The 16,214-nt window shown below is 69.6% G+C and carries 15 protein-coding genes; 1 reads left to right on the top strand and 14 read right to left on the bottom strand.

What is annotated here, in order from left to right:
- Positions 1-239: 239 nt before the first annotated feature.
- Genes Taqua_RS10835 through Taqua_RS10815 form a run of 5 tightly spaced genes read right to left on the bottom strand, consistent with a single transcriptional unit; the run spans position 240 to position 4,481 of the window.
- On the bottom strand, positions 240-560 hold the full coding sequence (locus Taqua_RS10835) for a hypothetical protein (RefSeq protein ID WP_144326661.1): 321 nt from the start codon (positions 558-560) through the stop codon (positions 240-242).
- A complete protein-coding gene (locus Taqua_RS10830) occupies positions 557-808 on the bottom strand; it encodes a MoaD/ThiS family protein (RefSeq protein ID WP_144326660.1) in 252 nt (83 codons plus the stop codon). The genes Taqua_RS10835 and Taqua_RS10830 overlap by 4 nt, the downstream gene beginning before the upstream one ends.
- Before the next feature lie 9 nt (positions 809-817).
- Entirely contained in the window at positions 818-2,095 is a 1,278-nt protein-coding gene (locus tag Taqua_RS10825) for an NAD(P)/FAD-dependent oxidoreductase (protein ID WP_144326659.1), read from the bottom strand.
- 2 nt (positions 2,096-2,097) lie between these two features.
- Positions 2,098-3,945, bottom strand: coding sequence for an aldehyde ferredoxin oxidoreductase family protein (locus Taqua_RS10820; protein WP_144326658.1), 1,848 nt, complete (start codon positions 3,943-3,945; stop codon positions 2,098-2,100).
- Between the two features lie 53 nt (positions 3,946-3,998).
- Entirely contained in the window at positions 3,999-4,481 is a 483-nt protein-coding gene (locus Taqua_RS10815) for a 4Fe-4S dicluster domain-containing protein (RefSeq protein WP_144326657.1), read from the bottom strand.
- Between the two features lie 170 nt (positions 4,482-4,651).
- On the opposite strand from Taqua_RS10815, the gene Taqua_RS10810 reads away from it, so the two are divergent.
- Positions 4,652-5,785, top strand: a complete 1,134-nt coding sequence (locus tag Taqua_RS10810) for a helix-turn-helix domain-containing protein (protein WP_144326656.1) — start codon at positions 4,652-4,654, stop codon at positions 5,783-5,785.
- A gap of 175 nt (positions 5,786-5,960) precedes the next feature.
- Here the strand turns inward: Taqua_RS10810 and Taqua_RS10805 are convergent, their stop codons facing one another.
- From Taqua_RS10805 to Taqua_RS10765, 9 genes are all read right to left on the bottom strand, one after another.
- Positions 5,961-6,797, bottom strand: a complete 837-nt coding sequence (locus Taqua_RS10805) for an ABC transporter substrate-binding protein (protein WP_144326655.1) — start codon at positions 6,795-6,797, stop codon at positions 5,961-5,963.
- On the bottom strand, positions 6,794-7,519 hold the full coding sequence (locus tag Taqua_RS10800) for an ATP-binding cassette domain-containing protein (RefSeq protein ID WP_132961742.1): 726 nt from the start codon (positions 7,517-7,519) through the stop codon (positions 6,794-6,796). Before Taqua_RS10800 ends, Taqua_RS10805 begins: the two co-directional genes overlap by 4 nt.
- Entirely contained in the window at positions 7,516-8,238 is a 723-nt protein-coding gene (locus tag Taqua_RS10795; RefSeq protein WP_132961741.1) for an ABC transporter permease, read from the bottom strand. Before Taqua_RS10795 ends, Taqua_RS10800 begins: the two co-directional genes overlap by 4 nt.
- Positions 8,239-8,354: 116 nt before the next feature.
- Positions 8,355-9,419, bottom strand: coding sequence for an MBL fold metallo-hydrolase (locus Taqua_RS10790; protein ID WP_243646448.1), 1,065 nt, complete (start codon positions 9,417-9,419; stop codon positions 8,355-8,357).
- A gap of 61 nt (positions 9,420-9,480) precedes the next feature.
- Positions 9,481-10,068, bottom strand: coding sequence for a TMEM165/GDT1 family protein (locus Taqua_RS10785; protein WP_281287782.1), 588 nt, complete (start codon positions 10,066-10,068; stop codon positions 9,481-9,483).
- Positions 10,065-11,291, bottom strand: a complete 1,227-nt coding sequence (locus Taqua_RS10780) for a DUF2399 domain-containing protein (protein ID WP_144326654.1) — start codon at positions 11,289-11,291, stop codon at positions 10,065-10,067. The genes Taqua_RS10785 and Taqua_RS10780 overlap by 4 nt, the downstream gene beginning before the upstream one ends.
- Before the next feature lie 6 nt (positions 11,292-11,297).
- Positions 11,298-14,105 carry an ATP-binding protein gene (locus Taqua_RS10775; protein WP_144326653.1) on the bottom strand — a complete coding sequence of 936 codons (2,808 nt, stop codon included), beginning with the start codon at positions 14,103-14,105 and terminating at the stop codon, positions 11,298-11,300.
- An 11-nt stretch (positions 14,106-14,116) separates the two neighbouring features.
- Positions 14,117-14,821, bottom strand: a complete 705-nt coding sequence (locus Taqua_RS10770) for a DUF4194 domain-containing protein (RefSeq protein WP_246094696.1) — start codon at positions 14,819-14,821, stop codon at positions 14,117-14,119.
- Complete coding sequence (locus Taqua_RS10765; RefSeq protein WP_246094695.1) at positions 14,818-16,125, bottom strand: DNA recombination RmuC family protein; 1,308 nt, start codon at positions 16,123-16,125, stop codon at positions 14,818-14,820. The genes Taqua_RS10770 and Taqua_RS10765 overlap by 4 nt, the downstream gene beginning before the upstream one ends.
- Positions 16,126-16,214: the final 89 nt, after the last annotated feature.

The raw sequence follows: 16,214 nt of genomic DNA, 5'->3' as shown, positions 1-16,214 counted from the left end.
CGCAATGGATGTGGCGCTACAACCACGAGCGCCCGAACATGGCCTTGGGCGGCATCACCCCAAAACAGCGGCTGGCCATGGCCGCATAGCTCTACTTCTCGGAGCGCTGGATTTCGGGGGGATTACCCGACCGTCATGCCGGAGAACTGGCTCTTCCACTTCAACCGAGACCGGCGGCGCCAACCCGGCCTCGCTGCGGCTGCGGGTGGCTTGAAAATGAATATTTCAGGGGCGACGGCTTAGCCCCCGCCCCGCCGGGTGTGCAAATCGAAATGGTGCCAAAAGGTCAGGCGCGCCTGCGGGCTGACGTCGGGGCTGAACGCGGCGTGCACGCGCAGCCGCTCCAAACGGATCAGCCCCAGCGCCAATGGGGGCAACGGTTGCCATCGTAGCGTCACGCAGCCACCCTCCACCGGCACCGTGCATGCATTGGCGTCGGCAGCGACGTCGATGCCAGTGGCCAGACGCACCAACCGCCGCCATTCGGCCGCGCTGGCGGTGACGTCGCGCGTTGCATCGGCCCGGACCGCCACAGGGGCCGGAGGTGCGCCGTCGTTCATCCGCCCGCGATCGGCGGCCAGATGGCCAAGGTGTCGCCGTCGGCCAGCACGCGGGCGGCGCGCGCCTCGGGCGGGATGTACACGCCGTTGACCAGCACCAGGTGCACCAGCTTGGACGGCAGGTGCAGCCACTCGATGAGCTGCTGCACCGTGGTGCCCGGCACCACAGGCAACACGATTTGATTGCTCTGGGCGCCGGCCGGTAGATGGTCGCTGAGCGTTGCGAACAGCTTGAGGGTGACGTTCATGCTGCGATGCTAGCGCCGCCCACCATCGAGCGCGCCGCTCCAGCGGTGCTGGCTTTGCGCGCAGGCCAGGTACGCCGCTGCGAACTGCGTGGGGTCGCGCAGCAGCGCCTCTTTCCAGGCCCCCAGCCGCACTTGGCCTTCGACCAAACCGCGCAGAGCACCTACATGGTCGGTCCAACCCACCGTGTTGCAGCCCACCACCCGGTCGCCGTTAAAGGCCAGGCTCACCACCTTGTGGTGGACCTCGTCCACCACTTCGGCCCGCTCGCCACCCGGTACACCCTGCCAGTGGCCGAAGCTGGTGGAGATCAACCCCAGGGTGTCGAGCACGTTGATTTGGGTCACGCCGCGCAGCTCGGCACGCAGCCCCACCATGTTGAGTGCGGCCACGCGCGCTTGCTCGGCGGCGTTGGGTTGGATGGCGCTGACGATGGTGGTGCCACTGACCTTGTCGAAGGCTTCGGCGCAGTCGCCGGCGGCGTACACGCCGGGGACGTTGGTTTGCATGTGCTCGTCGGTGAGCACACCTTGCAGGCAGCGGATGTCGCTGGCTTGCAGGAACTCGATCGCCGGCTTGACACCGGCGGCGATGATGACAAGGTCGGCCTCGACGTGCTGGCCGTCGGACAGACGCACGCGCAGCGGCGCGGCCCGCTCGATGGCTTCGATGCGCGTTTGGGTGAGCACGCGCACGCCTTGGCGTTCGCACCAGTGCCGGATCATGCCGCCGGCGGTCGGCCCCATCATGCGCGGCACCATGCGATCGCCCATTTCCACCACCGTCAGCTGCACACCCCGCTGCTTGAGCGCTTCCATGATGATGCAGCCGATGAAGCCCGCGCCCAGTTGCAGCACGCGCGCACCAGGCTTGGCCAGTGCCTGGATGGCGCGCGCGTCGGCCAGCGTCCAGCAGTGGTGCACACCCGGCAGCGTGACGCCGGGGATGGGAGGCTTGACGGGGCGCGAGCCGGTGGCCAGCAGCAGCCGGTCGTACTCCAGCGTGCGGCCGTCGTGCAGCGTGACGCGGCACGCTTGGGTGTCCACCGCCGTGGCGCGGCCCGCCACGCAGTCGATGCCCAGCGCCGCGTAATGCCCAGGGTGCTTGCGCAGGTAGGTGCCGCGCTCGTCGATGTTGCCCACCAGCAGGTAGGGGATGGCCATGCGCGAGTAGGGCGGCTCGGGCTCGTCGCCCACCAGCGTGACGCGGTCGTGCGGCGCGTGCTTGCGGATGGTTTCGGCCGCGATGACGCCTGCCGGGCCTGCGCCCAGGATGACGTGGTGCCGCATGGTCACAGGCCCAGACGTGCTTTCGTCTCCGCCGTGGGCCGCCCTTGGGCGTCCCAGCCGCGCACTTCGTAGTACTTGGGCAGCATCTCGGGCAGCTTGTTGGTCAACCCCTTGGCCGGGCCGGTCTTGGCCGGCTCGTTGAGCAGCCGTGGCGGCAGCGTGTCGTCGGCGGCGGTGAAGCCGGCGCGGTTGTTGAACTCGCGCTCCAGGTTCCAGATGCGCTCGCCGATGCGCTCGAGCTCCTGCACGGTGAACTCCTCGCCACAGGCGGCGGCCACCTGCGGGGCGACGTCGGCCAGCGTCCAGGCAAAGCTGGTGAAGATGCAAATGCCCGCCGAGTCGAACGCCGCCGTGGCGTCCTGAAACGCCTTGACCAGCTCGGGCTTGCCCTCGGTGCTGTGCGGGTCGGTCTTGACGGGGATGCCCAGCACCTCCGAGGCCACCGTGTAGCCGCGCAGGTGGCACGCACCGCGGTTGCTGGTGGCGTAGGCAAGCCCCATGCCCTGGATGCCACGGCTGTCGTAGGCTGGAAATTCCAGCCCCTTGACGCTCATCGACAGCTCGGGGTGGCCGTATTTGGCGCACAGCCGCTTGGAGCCCAGGGCGATTTCCTTGCCAAAGCCGATGCCGTTGGCGGTCATGTCGGCCAGTTCGCACAGTGCGCGCGCCGAGCCAAACGGCGCTTCGAGGCCGATTTGCTCCTTGGTCAGCACCCCCAGTTCGTACAGCTCCATGACCGCGCCCACCGTGGCGCCGAAGCTGATGGGGTCCATCCCGTGCTCGTTGCAGATGAGGTTGGCGTATTGCAGGGCCTCGAGGTCGTTGACGCCGTTGGCCGCGCCCAGCGCCCAGGCGGCTTCATATTCCAGGCCGCCGCTGGCGCCCCAGTACTGAGGTTTGTTTTGCACGCTGAAGTGGGTTTCGTCGATTTTGCTGATGCGCCCGCAGGCGATCGTGCAGCCAAAGCAGGCCTGGTTGGTGACCAGATGCGGCTTGCCATCGGTGGGGCGTGGCTTGAGCATGGCCTCGGCCGAGATGTCGTTGGCGCCTTCGAACTGCACGTCGCGGTGGTTGCGTGTGGGCAGCGCGCCGATTTCGTTGATGACGTTCATCAGCACCTGGGTGCCGTACTTGGGCAGGCCCTGACCCGTGACGGCGTTGTCGGCCAGCACCTTTTTGGCGGCGCGCGTGGCCTGCATGAAAGCCTGCGGGTCGCGGATGTTGCCCACGCCCTTGGTGCCGCGCACCGCGATGGCCTTGAGGTTTTTGCTGCCGGCCACCGCCCCCACGCCCGAGCGTCCGGCGGCGCGGTGCAGGTCGTTGACCACGCAGGCAAACAGGACCTGGTTTTCGCCGGCACGCCCGATGCTGGAGATGCGCAGCAGCGGGTCTTGCAGGCTGGTCTTGAGGATGTGTTCGGTGTCCCACACGCTCTTGCCCCACAGGTGCGAGGCGTCGCGCAGCTCGGCCACGTCGTCCTGGATGTACAGGTACACTGGCGTGGGCGATTTGCCCTCAAAGATGATCATGTCCCAGCCCGCGGCCTTGAGCTCCGCGCCCCAGTAGCCGCCGGAGTTGGAGCAGGCGATGGCGCCGGTCAGCGGCCCCTTGGTAATGACGGTGTAGCGCCCGCCGGTGGAGGCCATCGTGCCGGTCAGCGGCCCCGTGGCCCAGATGATTTTGTTGTCCGGCGACAGCGGATCGACCTTGGGGTCGACTTCTTCGACCAGGTATTTGGTACCCAGCCCGCGCGAGCCGAGGTACTGGCGCGCCCAGGTCATGTTGAGCGGCTCCGGCGTGCAGGTGCCGGCCGTGAGGTTGACACGCAAAAGTTTTCCGGCCCAGGCCATGATCGGTCTCCTTGCAAGCGTTGGCGTTGTGTGACGGAACGACGGGACGGCGCTCACGCCGCAGCGGCGGCGGGCTGGTTGCCGAGCTTGTCGGCCCAGTGCTGCATCTTGCCCAGACCGGTCCAGTTGGCGTCGATGAAGGTGATGGCGCCGGTCGGGCAGGCCTCGGCGCACGCGGGCTGGCCGCCGCACAGGTCGCACTTTTGCACCTTGCCGGTTTCGGCCACGTAGTTGATCGTGCCAAAGGGGCAGGCGATCGTGCACACCTTGCAGCCCACGCAGGTCGATTCGCTGACCACCTTGGCGCCGGTGACCTTGTCCACCGTGATGGCCTCCACCGGGCAGGCGTGCAAGCACCATGCTTCGTCGCACTGGGTGCAGGTGTAGGGCACCTTGCGACCGGTGTGGTGGAATTCAAACACCTTGATGCGGGATTTGGCGGTGGCAAAGACACCATAGTTTTCGTACGAGCACGCCATCTCGCACGAGAGGCAGCCGGTGCACTTGGCCGGGTCGATGTGCAGCATCTTCTGCATGGTGTGTGTCTCCTGGTGGTGCGCGGGGCATCCCCACGCGCGTGTGGGTTTTGCGCTATTCTTGGCCACTCAAAACCACGCACCGCCTAGGGTTTACCCTAGGGCTGTGCGAAATTCTCAAAATGCGACATCGTGACCGGCTCGCGGCCGCACCAGAAGACACCCGCACCATGGCGCAAGGCGTTGAGTACCGTGTGGCCCCCACCGCCGCAGGCGAGCGCTTGCGCGCCATCGAGCAGGCGCGCCGGCGGTGGCTGCTGCACGAGGGGGCAGCGCCAGCCAGCGCGGCCGTGGAGCCGTGGATCGTGGCGTCCTGGCAGCGCTGCCTGGCTTGGGGGCGCTCGCCACGCGAGCGCATCACGTTCGACGCCGTCAGCGCCGCGGCGCAACGGCGGGCGCTGCAGGCCAGCGCCGAGCTGCGCCGGGTTGCGATCCCGGTGATCGAACAAACACTGGGCCGGGCGATGCACGACACCGGCTACTTCGCGCTGCTGACCAACGCCGACGGCGTCATCATCGACGTGCATGGGCCGGTCGATGACCACAACGTGCACGTGCACGCGATCGCCCGCGTCGGGGTGGACCTGTCGGAGCGCACCGTGGGCACCACCGCCATCGGCGCTGCGTTGGCCGAACTTACGCCGGTGTGGCTGCACCGCGGCGAGCATTTTTTTGAAGACACCGCGGTGTACTCGTGCGCGGGCGCGCCGCTGTGGGGGCCGGACGGCGCTTGCCTGGGGATGCTGGATTTGACCGGGGTGCTCGCGCCCGAGCGTCGGGCGCTGAAGCACCTGGTGGCGGTGACGGCGCGCCGTATCGAAAACGCGTTGGTGCTGGCCCAGTCGCACACGCTGCGCCTGCGGCTGACGTGGCCCGGCCACCTGCCCGGCGACGATGACGACGGGCTGCTGGCGCTGGACGGTGAGGGCATGATCGTGGCGGCCAACCGAACTGCGGCCCACATGCTGGACATCGGCGCGCCGTGGCCGCACGCCAGCGAGGTGCTGGCGCTGCCGGTGGCGATGCTGTTCGACGCTGCACGGCGCCAGCGCCCGCCGCTGGAGGTGCCGACCTGGGGCGGCCTGCGGGTGCTGGTGTGGGCGCAAACCGGTGGCGCCGACGCTGGCGCGGCCGTTGGCGCGGCGGCGGTGCCGCTGCGCAGCCGCGAGGCGGCCCTGATCCGTCAGGCCGTGGCCGAAGCCGGAGGCAACGTGGCCGAAGCGGCGCGGCGTCTGGGCATCAGCCGCGCCACCGTCTATCGCCGGCTGGCCCAGCGCCGCGATGAGCCCGACACCGCGGCCTGATGCTCAGGCCAGATCCTCGGCCTTGAGGGTGGCCTGCACCGCAGGGCGCACGCCCAGCTCCTCCAGCACGATGTGCACGGCCAGCGAGCAGGCGCCGGGTTTGAGGTACAGCTTCATGATCCGGTTCTGCACAGCGAAAAGTGCTGTGCAGGTGCGAGTGTAGGCATTCGACGGTTCATTTGCTCGCCTGCTGGGCTGCGTTCGGGAAAAATACCGGCTGGCCGGCGATTTGATAGTCGGCGATCGCTTGCTGCCCCTGGGGCGAGACGAGCCAGTCGGCAAAGCGCTGGGCATCGCGCACGTTGACGTGGGGGTGGCGCGCCGGGTTGACCACGATGACGCCGTACTGGTTGAACAGGCGCTGGTCGCCTTCGACCAAGATGGTCAGGTCGGCGCGGTTCTTGAAGTTCAGCCAGGTGCCGCGGTCGGCCAGCACGTAGGTACCACTGCTGGCAGCGATATTGAGGGCCGGCCCCATGCCGCAGCCACAGGCCCTGTACCCAGCGCCCTTGTCCTCTACACCAGCCAGCGTCCAATACCGCAGCTCGGCCGCATGCGTGCCGCTTTTGTCGCCACGCGAAATGAACGGCGCACCCGCCGCGCTGATCTTCTTCAGCGCCGCCACGATGTCATGGCCACGGACCCCTAGCGGGTCCGCCTTGGGGCCGATCAGAACGAAGTCGTTGTACATCACCGGCAGGCGCTTCAGACCCCAACCTTCGGCCACGAACTTCTCCTCGGCCGGCTGGTCATGCACGAAGACCACATCCGCATCGCCGCGCCGGGCCATGTCCAGCGCCTGCCCCGTGCCCAGGGCCACGACCTTGACCGCGATGCCACTGTGCTGTGTGAAGCGCGGCAGCAGGTGCGCGAACAAACCCGATTGCTCGGTGGAGGTCGTCGAAGCCACGACGATGCTTTGCGCTGCCGCAGCCGTCAGCAGGCCCAGCCCCAGGCCCCAGGCTGCGACCCAGCGCCACAGCTTTTGGATTCTCTTTTTCGAGCCGCTCATATCAGTTCTCCTTTAACGAAAAGCGCCCCTTCGGGCGAAACCACCTGCAGCCGTTCGTGGTCGAAGAATTCGCGCACCGGCAAATCGGCCAACAGCCGCCCGCGCTCCAGATACAGCACGCGACTGGCCAGGCGCTTGACCTGGCCCAGGTTGTGGCTGGCAAAGACCAGCGTCAGCGGCGCGCCCGCTGCCGTGCGGCCCTGCATGAACTGCGCGATCAGCGCCTCCACCTCGCGCTTGGCGTGCGGATCCAGGCTGGCCGTGGGCTCGTCCAGCAACAGCACCTGCGGCTGCAAGGCCCAGGCACGCGCCAGCGCCAGGCGCTGCTGCTGGCCACCCGAGAGCGTGCGCGCCGCACGGCTGGCCTGGCCCTCCAGCCCCACCCGCTGCAGCGCGCGCATGGCCTGCACCTTGGCGTCGGTCCAGCGCGCGCCGCGCAGCCACAGCGCCAGCGCCACATTGCGCAGCGCGCTGGTGCGCAGCAGATAGGGCCGTTGAAACAGCATGGCCTGCGCGCGCAGCGGCACGCTGCTCACACGCCCGCTGCTGGGCGGCTGCAGACCATGCAGCAGCCGCAGCAGCGTGCTCTTGCCGCTGCCGTTGGCACCCACCAGAGCCACCGCCTCGCCCGCGTGAATGCGCAGATCCAGGGCATGCAGCGCCTGCACCGCGCCCAGGCGCACGGCCGCCGCCTGCAGCTCGAACACCGGCGTCGCACTCATGCCGCCGTCTCCACGGCTGCCGTGCCGCGCTGGCCGAGCCTGCGCAGCACGGCCACCAACGCATGCAACGCCCACACCACCAGCAGCAAGACCAGACCCAGAGCCAGCGCCAGCGGCAGATCGCCCTTGCTGGTTTCCAGCGCGATGGCGGTCGTCATCACGCGGGTATAGCCCTCGATGTTGCCGCCCACGATCATGACCGTGCCCACTTCGGAAATGGCGCGCCCAAAAACCGTGATCAGTACCGTCAGCAGCGCGTGGCGCTCGTCCCAGGCTAGCAGCAGGGCGCGCAGCGCCCGCCCCGCACCCAGCGACTGCAGCTGCTCGCCGCCGCGCGCGTGCGCGTCCTCGATCAGCTGGCGCGTCAGCGCTGCCACCAGCGGCAGCACGAGCAGGGCCTGCGCCAACACCATGGCGTGCAGCGAGAACAGCCACCCCAGGTGCCCCAGCGGGCCCGAGCGCGACAGCAGCAGGTACACCAGCAGCCCCACCAACACCGAAGGCACCGCCAGCAACGCGTTGAGCACGGTCACCACCGCGCCACGGCCGGCAAAGCGCGCCAACGCCAGCCACGCACTCAGCGGCAGGCCTACCACACAGGCGAAGGCACAAGCCAGTCCGCTGACCAGCAGCGAACGCGCCACGGTGTGCCACAGCACGGCATCGCCGCTCAGCAGCAGCCCGAACGCCAGGCGCACGCTTTCGCCCAAAGTGCCCATCGGGGACTATTGTAGTAGCCCGAGGCTGCGACGCCCCTCGGTGTGGCGGACGTGGACAGAGCTTCCTGCCCCGGGGGCGCTGCGGGGTGCGCAGAGCTCCCCGTCCTGACGGACGCTCAGAACAGCTCTTTTTCCGCTTCGAGGTATGCCAGGCTCGTGTACTTGCCGATGTTGGACTCGAACCCGGCCATGTTCTTGGCGCGTGTCTGCACGCGCGGGTCTTTGAGCACCAGCTCCTTGGCCCTTTCCAGCGGCACGCCGTCTTTGACCGCCTGCACGCAGGGCTCCCAGATGCCGCGCAGGAAGGTGCCGTAGTCGTTGAGCAGCGTCTTGCTGCCGCGGCCGTGGCCGGGCCACCACAGTTGCTCACCGGCGGACCGCTGCAGCGCCTCGTAGTACTTGAAGGTGCCCGGGTAGGAGCCGTCGTCGATGTTGGCGATGCGGTTTTCCATCGCGATGTCGCCCACGTAGGTGAAGCGATCCTCGACCACTTCGATGCACAGGTCCGACGGCGTGTGTGCGCGGCCGTAGTGGTGCATGCGCAGCGTCACGTCGCCAAAGCGGTAGGTGCGCCCGTGCTCGGTGGCCTGGTTGGGGGGCACCACCTTGGTGCCCATCGTTGCCTGGTTGGTCCAGCGCTCCATCAGGCTGCGCCACAGGTTGCCCTCCGCGCCGCGAATTTGCTCGATCGTGTGCGGCAGGGCGTAAATGGGCAGCTGCGCCCCGAAGGCCTCCACGAAGGCGTGGTTGCCCAGCCAGTGGTCACCGTGGTAGTGGCTGTTGAAAATCGCCACCACCGGCTTGTCGGTGACGGTGCGGATCATGCGGATGGCCATCTGGCCGTGCTGCAGCGAGCAGCCCGAGTCCAGCACCACCACGCCGACCGAGGTGACGACAAACACCACGTTGGCCATGACGCCGCGGTTGTCCGGCGTGGGGAAGCCGTCGCGGGCGTAGATCATCCACACGTGGGGGCTGAGGCGCTCGGGCTTGACGTCGGGCACCGGTGGGCCTTCGATGAAATCCTGCAACTGTTGCGCGAACAGCCGCACTTCGGGCACCGCCGCCAGCGTGGCCACCCCGGCGGAAGCGCCCGCGACGGTGCGCAGCCAGTGTCGGCGGGTAAGAGAGGGTTGCTGCATGAGGGTCTCCGGATGGGACAGCCGCTGCGGTGTGCTCATGCCGCGCTGCTGCATAAGCATACACGAATGTATGCGATTGTGGCCCAGCGTGCGCGCCCTGTCAAAAGCCCAGGCGCTCGCCAACGCCCAGCAATGTCACCACGCCCAGCGCGGCAAACACGGCCGCGGCGATGGCGTGCACCACCTTCATGGGAACCCGCCGCGCCAGCCGGTCACCCACGAACACGGCCGGCACGTCGGCCAGCAGCATGCCCAGCGTCGTGCCCACCACCACCAGCACCGGTGCGGCGTAGTGGATGGTGAGCGCCACGGTGGCGATTTGCGTCTTGTCAGCCATTTCGGCCAGAAAAAACGCCACCAGCGTCGCACCAAAGACGCCCCAGCGCGGGGGGATGCGCACCTCGTCCTCGTCCACCTTGTCGGGGATCAACATCCAGCCTGCCATGGCCAAGAACGACAGCCCCAATCCCCAACGCAGAACGGCGGGGCTGACCGCCGAGGCCAGCCACGCCCCGACCGCCCCGGCCAGCGCGTGGTTGACCACGGTGGCCGCGACGATGCCCGCCACAATCGGCCAGGGACGCCGAAACCGCGCCGCCAGCAGCAGCGCCAGCAGTTGCGTTTTGTCGCCCATCTCCGCCAGCGCCACCACGCCGATGGAAACCCAAAGTGCTTCACCAACGATCACAACCAAGCCTCCTGTTCGGCCTTGCGGCCCGTGTGTTGCATGTGCAACGCCAGTGCCCGCAAGGCAGCGGGCAGGTCGTCGCGTGCCAGCAACCGCGCAAGCCGCTGGCGGTCGTCGTCACCCAGCGGTTGCGTGTCGGCGGCGTCCAGGTGCTGCGCATCCATGCGCCAAGGTGCCCACGGCTGCCCCAGGGCTTGCCAGCACTGCCCCAGCGCCAGTGCCATTTCCAGCCCGGCGGGGTCCAGGTCGCAACTGATGGCCAGCGGTGCGGGGGCCTGTCGGACCAGGTGCAGCAAGGTGTCTTGCCACGCCTGCGAGGTACGCCCCGGCATCCACACCAGCAGTGTGTCGCCGCCGCGTTGGCCAGCTTGGCGCTCGAAACTGGCGCGGTTTTCGATCAACCACCAACGCTGGGGCGGCGGTTGCAGCGACCCAGCCGCGCGCACATCGTCCATGGGCACGGCCACCAGATGCAGGGCTGCCAAGTCGACGCCGTGGCCATTGGGCCAACACAGCCGGGCCTGCCCCGCGAGCCAGAGCACGGGCGCAAAGGCGCTCACGCCCCAAGCCTCGAGGTCGAAGTGGCGCGCCAGCCACTGCCAGTCCGCCGGGCTGAGTCCCTTGGTCGACCCGGTGACTTGCAGTGCAAAATCGCGGCGTGTACCGGTGCGGCGCTGCTGGCCCCACATCCACAGGGTCTGCACGCAGTGCGCGCGCGACTGTAACGTGGGCAGTGGGGTTTGCGCCGCTTCGTCGCGCAGCACGTGCACGGCCCGGCGGAGCATGACCACGATCGCTTCGGTGGCCGCCCCATCGGCCGGCAAGCGCTCCGCCCAGTCGGCTAGCGTTTGCACGATGGCGTGCCGAGCGTCGCGGCGCTGCTGGTGTCCCTGAACGCCCAGCCCGGCGCGCAAGGTGTCCAGATCGCGCCACGAGAGGGCCTCCCAGCTCCAGCGGCCACGCTGCCAGCGTTCGTGCCATCGCACCCAGCCGTGCTCCAGCAACCATGAGGCCAGCGTCTCGGCGCTCTCCAGGCGGTGCGCGCCCGCCAGCCGCATCAGGCTGTCCCGGCGCCGCGTGGTGGCGTCCGACGGCAGCCAGCGCGCCAGGATGTCGCGCTGCTCCGGAGATAACCACGCCAGCGACGCCGGGTCAGGCGCGGCGACGCGCTGGCGCAGGCGCGCGTGGCGGCCATGCTCGACGATGTTCCAGTCGGTGGGCATGGCGCGTCAGGCCGGGCGGCGTTGCAGCACGCCGATGGGGGGCGCCCAGCGCGCACCGGCGGGTTTTTTGCTGGTCACCAGTGTGATGTCGGCGGGCTCGAACACCTCGACGTTGTGCGTGATCGGGGTGGTCAGCACGTACTGCGCGCGGGTGGACTTGAGGAAGTGCCCGACCAGCTGGATGTTGCGCACGTCCAAGTGGGCAAACGGCTCGTCGATGAAGACAAAGCCGCCCGGGGTCTCGTCGTCTTTCAACAGGCCAACCAGCAGGATGAGCGACTTGATGACCTGCTGGCCGCCCGAGGCTTCGCCGTCGTTGAGGCCAATGTGGCCCTTGCCGTCGAAGTTGAAGTGCACCTTGAGCTCGGCCTGGCGCAGCACGGTGTCGTCGTTGTCCAGGTGCGGCAGCTCGGCGTGCACCTCGACGCCGGCCAGTTGGCCCAGCTCGACGATGTTTTTGCGGTAGCGCCGCACGGTGGAGCGCAGCACGTCGATGTAGCGCTCGCGCGCGTTGTCGACGGCGCGCGCCGCCGCAGCGTTGCCAGCTTGGCGCTCGCGCGCGATGAGTTCTTGCTGCACGACGTTGGCCTGCATCAGCGTGTGGCGCTCTTCGACGCTGGGGTCGGTTTCCCACTGGCCTTCGTCCAGGTCGCGTTGCAGCCGCGCCAGTTCGTTGCACGCGCCCTCGGCGCTGCCGTACTGCGCCCACCACGGCTGCACGGCGGCGCTGTGTCGCCACGACGCTGGCAGGGGGCAGCGGTCGCGGCGCAACGCCGCCGCCTCGTCACGGGCGCGGCGCAGGGCGGCCATGGCATGGCGGGTTTGCTCGTCCAGCGTGCTTTGGTCGTGCTGCAACTGCTGCTGATCGGCGTGGTACTGCCGGTCCAGCTCACGCTCGCGCGCCCGCGCCGCTTCGAGCTGCTGCAGGGCTTGCGCCAGGCGGGTCTGGGCGTCGGCCAGCGCGGGTTGCAGGGCCTGCAGGGCGGCTTGGGCCTGCTGAAATTCGGCCACGCGTTGCGCAAGCTGCTGCGCCGCGCCGACACCGCGCAGCGCCTGCTGCACGGCATCGATGTCGTGTTGCAGCGGTTGCAAGCGCTGCAGCAGGCGGGCGTGTTCGGTGTCCAGCTGGGCCAACCGCTCGTCCAGCGCCTGACGGCGAGCCTGCACGGCGGCGGCGCCAAACTGGTGCTCGCGCGGCTCGATCCACACGCTGCGGCCGCCGCGCCCATCGCGCCAGTAGGCTTGGGGGGTGATCCACTCGCCGCCGAGGCGCAAGCCTTCGTCGATGTTGGCGACGCGGCGGATGCGCCGCAGCGTTTCGATCATCCAGCCGGGGAGGGTGTCACGCACGCGCAGCACCGCCAGCAGGCTGTCGCGTGGCACGTCGGCGGGCACCGCGTCGCCGTGGGGCACGACGTAATGCCGGTAGCGCAGCCGCTCGGCCAGCGCCATGGCCTCGGCCTGCGTGTCGGCATGGTCCAGCACGACCACCCAGCGCAGGCCGCGCAGCACGCCTTCGGCCGCGGCGCGCCAGCGCTCGTCGGCGATGTCGATGACGTCGGCCACGACATGGTGGCCGATGTTGGCACGGCGCAGCTCGCGCAAAAACGCCTCCACTTCGGGCGGTGGGGGCGGGGCACGGCGCCCGTCGCTGAGCTGGTCGCGCTCAGTGCTGAGTTGGTGACGTTCCTGCTGCAGCGCCGCCAGCCGCGCTTGCAGCGGCTGCGCCTGGGCCACCAGGGCGTCGAGGCGGCGTTGCAGCTCACCGTGGTCGGTGTCGATGGCGGCCAGCGCCTGCAGCCGGGCTTGCTGTTGCAGGGTGTCGTGCAGCACGTCGCGTTGGCGTCCCAGGCGCTCGGCGTCGTCGCGCGCGGCCTGGTAGGCTTGGTCGGAACCGTGCAGCACCTGACGGGCCTGCTGCCAGCGCTCGTGCAGCGCCGCCAGGGCCTGCCGTTGGGCGGCCAGACGCAGCGCCAGGGGTGCCAGGCGTTGACGTTGACGGTGGGCCTGCCACAGCCGCTGGGCGGCGTCGCGGCGCGCACCATGCCACTGCAGCGCGGGGATGATGTCGTGCTGCAGCGCGTCGCGTTCGCGCACGCGAGCCTGCCACTGGCGGTACAGGTTGACGCGGCTGGCCAGTTCCGCCAGTTGGGCCTGGCCGTGGGCCAGCTCGCGCTGCGCAGCTTCCAGCTCGGCCGCCACGGCCTGTTGGTGGCGGCGCGCTTCTTCGTAGCGGTCCAGCACCTCCTGGTCGCCAAAAACGTCGAACACCAGCCGCAGCAGCTCGCGCGGCGAGTATTCGCACAGCCGGTCGGTTTGGCCCTGCTCCAGCGCCAGCACGCGCGCGATGGCGCGGCTCAGCCCGGCGCTTTCCAGCCGGCGGCGCCAGGCTTCCAGCCCCAGCCACTCGCGCTCCGGGCGCTGCAGCAGTGCTTCGATGGGGACGTCGCCGTCGCCCATCCAGTAGCGGCGCTGCCAGTCGCCGCCGTTGCGCGCGATGTGGCACGCCAGCGTCACCTCGTCGGCGTACAGCAGGCTGCGCGCAAAGGGGCGGCTGGAGCTTTGGCGCGTGCGCGGGTGGTTGTCCACCGTGGCGCGCAGCCATACGCTGTCGGCGTTGGCGTGGCGCGCGTAGGTTTTGTAGCTGCGCCCGCCCGAGCATTCCAGGCCCAGCAGGGTGCGCATGGCGTCCAACAGGGTGGTTTTGCCCGACCCGTTGGGGCCAGCCACCGTGATGATGGCGCCGTCCAGCGGCAGCGTCAGGCGCTGGCAGTAGTCCCAGTGCAGCAGCTCCAGGCTCTTGAGGTGAAACATAGGGCTTGGCGTCAATCGGTGGTGGAGGCTTCGGCGTCGGGTCCGGGGGTGTCCACGGGCAGGGCGTCGGGCTCGACCAACACGCGCTGGCGCGCGCGTTGCAGCACCTCGGCCAGCGTACCCTCCAGCACGCGCGGCGCCAGCACGTCGTAGTCCAGCAGCAGGTCCAGCAGCGGGCCTTCGGCGATGTCGTCGCCCCGGCGTACGATGAAGCCGTGGTTTTCCAGCCGTTTGAGGTTGGCGTCCAAGCGTGTTTTGCGCCCGAGCTGGGCACCGAAGTCGGCCAGCAGCGCGCGGTAGGCCACCACCGGGCTGGTCTGCCGTGCGGCGGGCAGCGGTCGCTCGGCGGCGAACATTTCGGCTTGGCCTGCGTCGCCTTGCCGCGCGCCTTGTCGCTCCCGCTTGGGCAGCACGATCAGCGCCCACAGCACCACCAGCAGCGAGATGGCGTCGCGCGGCAGGTCGATGTTGTTGTGCGTGGCCAGCCCCGTGTCGCCGAAAACGGCGTTTTCCACCGGGCGCAGCAGCGCCACGGTGACATGGTCGGCGTAGATGTTGTCCACCAGCCGCAGACCCACCGCGGCCAGCCGGTCTTGCACGGCGGCCCACAGGTCGGCATCGACCAAGGCACGGCGCACGCGCGGGTGCTGGCGCGGCAGCCAGCGGCGCGCCAACAGTTCGGCGGCGAGCAGGGCGGCGTCGTCGGGTTGCGTCATGGTCCGGGGGTGTTCAGAGGTTGCGGGGGCAGCAGCGTGCCGTCGCTGACGCGCTGCACGGCGGCGTCGTCCACCGCGATCGTGGTGGGGCTGAACTCGGCACGCCAGCCGCTGCGCGCCAGCGTGCCGGTGGGGCCTTGCAGCGCCGCGGCCTGCGCGTCGCCCAGCAAAGGCAGCAGTTGCAGGCGGTAGGCCGCCTGCGCGTAACGCCCACCCAACACCGCGTCGGGCAGCGGGTGGGGGTGGGGTTGGGCTTCACGCCAGCGGGTCAGCGTGTCGATCAGCGCCAACAACTCGGCCGGCGGCGGGGGCACGTCCAGGTCCCCGGTGCCGGCGCGGTGCGGGGGTGGCAACGCTTGGCTGCGCGCAGGGTCGGGGCGGTCGCGCTCCCACTCGGCCTCGGCGACGTCGAGCAGGTCGTGTTGGCTGACGAACACCGGGGCCACCCCGTGCAGCAGTGCGCCCTCGGCCAGCCGCGCCAGCTGTACCGCCGGCAAGCCGCGCAGCCAGTCGCGCACGTCGGAGCTGGTCACGCCGGTGCTGCCCAGCGTGACGCGTTGGCGGTCGAGCTGCTGCAGCGCGCGGTGGAACTGGCTGGCCATGGCCAGCAAGCGTGCCTGCGCGTAGCCCAGCGCGCGCGCCTCGCGCTCCAGCCGGGGGTGGTCGCTGCCGCTGCGGATCAGCGCGGTCAAGGCCTCGCCAGCGCGCTCCACCAAGCCCAGCGCGCGCTCAAAGCGCGGCTGCACCGCGCGCAGCCGCGCTTCGGAGCCGCTGGTGATCGCCTCCTCGAAATCGTCGTGCAGCCGCGCCAGTTGCGCGTGCAGGTGCTGCAGTTGCGCCGGCTGGGTCAGCCCCAGCGCATGGGCGCCGGCGGCCTGCGCCAGCAGCGGCGCCAGCTCGTCGTCGTCGCTGGGCGGCTGGGCCAAGGGGGCCAGCAGCGCGTGCAATTGGCGCGCCAAGGGCGGCAGCGTGTAGTCGTGCGCGGTGGCATCCCAGGCCAGCAGCCCCAGTTCACGCAGGCGCTTGAGCACCTGCTCCAGCGCCGCGGGTTGCACCGCGTGGAAGCGCTGCTGCAACGCCTCGCGGTCCAGCCGTCCTTGCGCGATCGTGGCCAGCTCCAAAAAACACCACAACCGCAACCGCACCCAGGCCGCCGGGCCGGAGAGCAGGCCGCGCAGCGCTTCGATCAGCGGCGCGCGCTCGGCCAGCGCCCACCCGACCGGGGTGCCCAGCGCGGCGTCAGGGTCGCGGAAAAACGCCTCGAAGGGGCTGGCGTCGGCGTCGGTCTCGGGGGGCAGCGACATGCGCGGGCGGGCGGCTGGGTGTCCGTGGGGGCCCCGATTCTAGGGGATGCCATCGCGCCCCCCGGCCACGGGCCGCCTCGCCCCAGCGG

Source organism: Tepidimonas aquatica, from assembly GCF_007556585.1.
Lineage (GTDB): Bacteria > Pseudomonadota > Gammaproteobacteria > Burkholderiales > Burkholderiaceae_C > Tepidimonas > Tepidimonas aquatica.
This window is presented reverse-complemented; position numbering and strand designations above follow the sequence as displayed.

Bases quoted from the DNA above. Each gene is read 5' to 3' on its own strand.
- Taqua_RS10770 (WP_246094696.1), bottom strand. From the start codon at position 14,821: ATGACGCAACCCGACGACGCCGCCCTGCTCGCCGCCGAACTGTTGGCG.
- Taqua_RS10830 (WP_144326660.1), bottom strand. From the start codon at position 808: ATGAACGTCACCCTCAAGCTGTTCGCAACGCTCAGCGACCATCTACCG.
- Taqua_RS10810 (WP_144326656.1), top strand. From the start codon at position 4,652: ATGGCGCAAGGCGTTGAGTACCGTGTGGCCCCCACCGCCGCAGGCGAG.
- Taqua_RS10825 (WP_144326659.1), bottom strand. From the start codon at position 2,095: ATGCGGCACCACGTCATCCTGGGCGCAGGCCCGGCAGGCGTCATCGCG.
- Taqua_RS10800 (WP_132961742.1), bottom strand. From the start codon at position 7,519: ATGAGTGCGACGCCGGTGTTCGAGCTGCAGGCGGCGGCCGTGCGCCTG.
- Taqua_RS10835 (WP_144326661.1), bottom strand. From the start codon at position 560: ATGAACGACGGCGCACCTCCGGCCCCTGTGGCGGTCCGGGCCGATGCA.
- Taqua_RS10815 (WP_144326657.1), bottom strand. From the start codon at position 4,481: ATGCAGAAGATGCTGCACATCGACCCGGCCAAGTGCACCGGCTGCCTC.
- Taqua_RS10765 (WP_246094695.1), bottom strand. From the start codon at position 16,125: ATGTCGCTGCCCCCCGAGACCGACGCCGACGCCAGCCCCTTCGAGGCG.
- Taqua_RS10790 (WP_243646448.1), bottom strand. From the start codon at position 9,419: ATGAGCACACCGCAGCGGCTGTCCCATCCGGAGACCCTCATGCAGCAA.
- Taqua_RS10795 (WP_132961741.1), bottom strand. From the start codon at position 8,238: ATGGGCACTTTGGGCGAAAGCGTGCGCCTGGCGTTCGGGCTGCTGCTG.
- Taqua_RS10775 (WP_144326653.1), bottom strand. From the start codon at position 14,105: ATGTTTCACCTCAAGAGCCTGGAGCTGCTGCACTGGGACTACTGCCAG.
- Taqua_RS10805 (WP_144326655.1), bottom strand. From the start codon at position 6,797: ATGAGCGGCTCGAAAAAGAGAATCCAAAAGCTGTGGCGCTGGGTCGCA.
- Taqua_RS10780 (WP_144326654.1), bottom strand. From the start codon at position 11,291: ATGCCCACCGACTGGAACATCGTCGAGCATGGCCGCCACGCGCGCCTG.
- Taqua_RS10820 (WP_144326658.1), bottom strand. From the start codon at position 3,945: ATGGCCTGGGCCGGAAAACTTTTGCGTGTCAACCTCACGGCCGGCACC.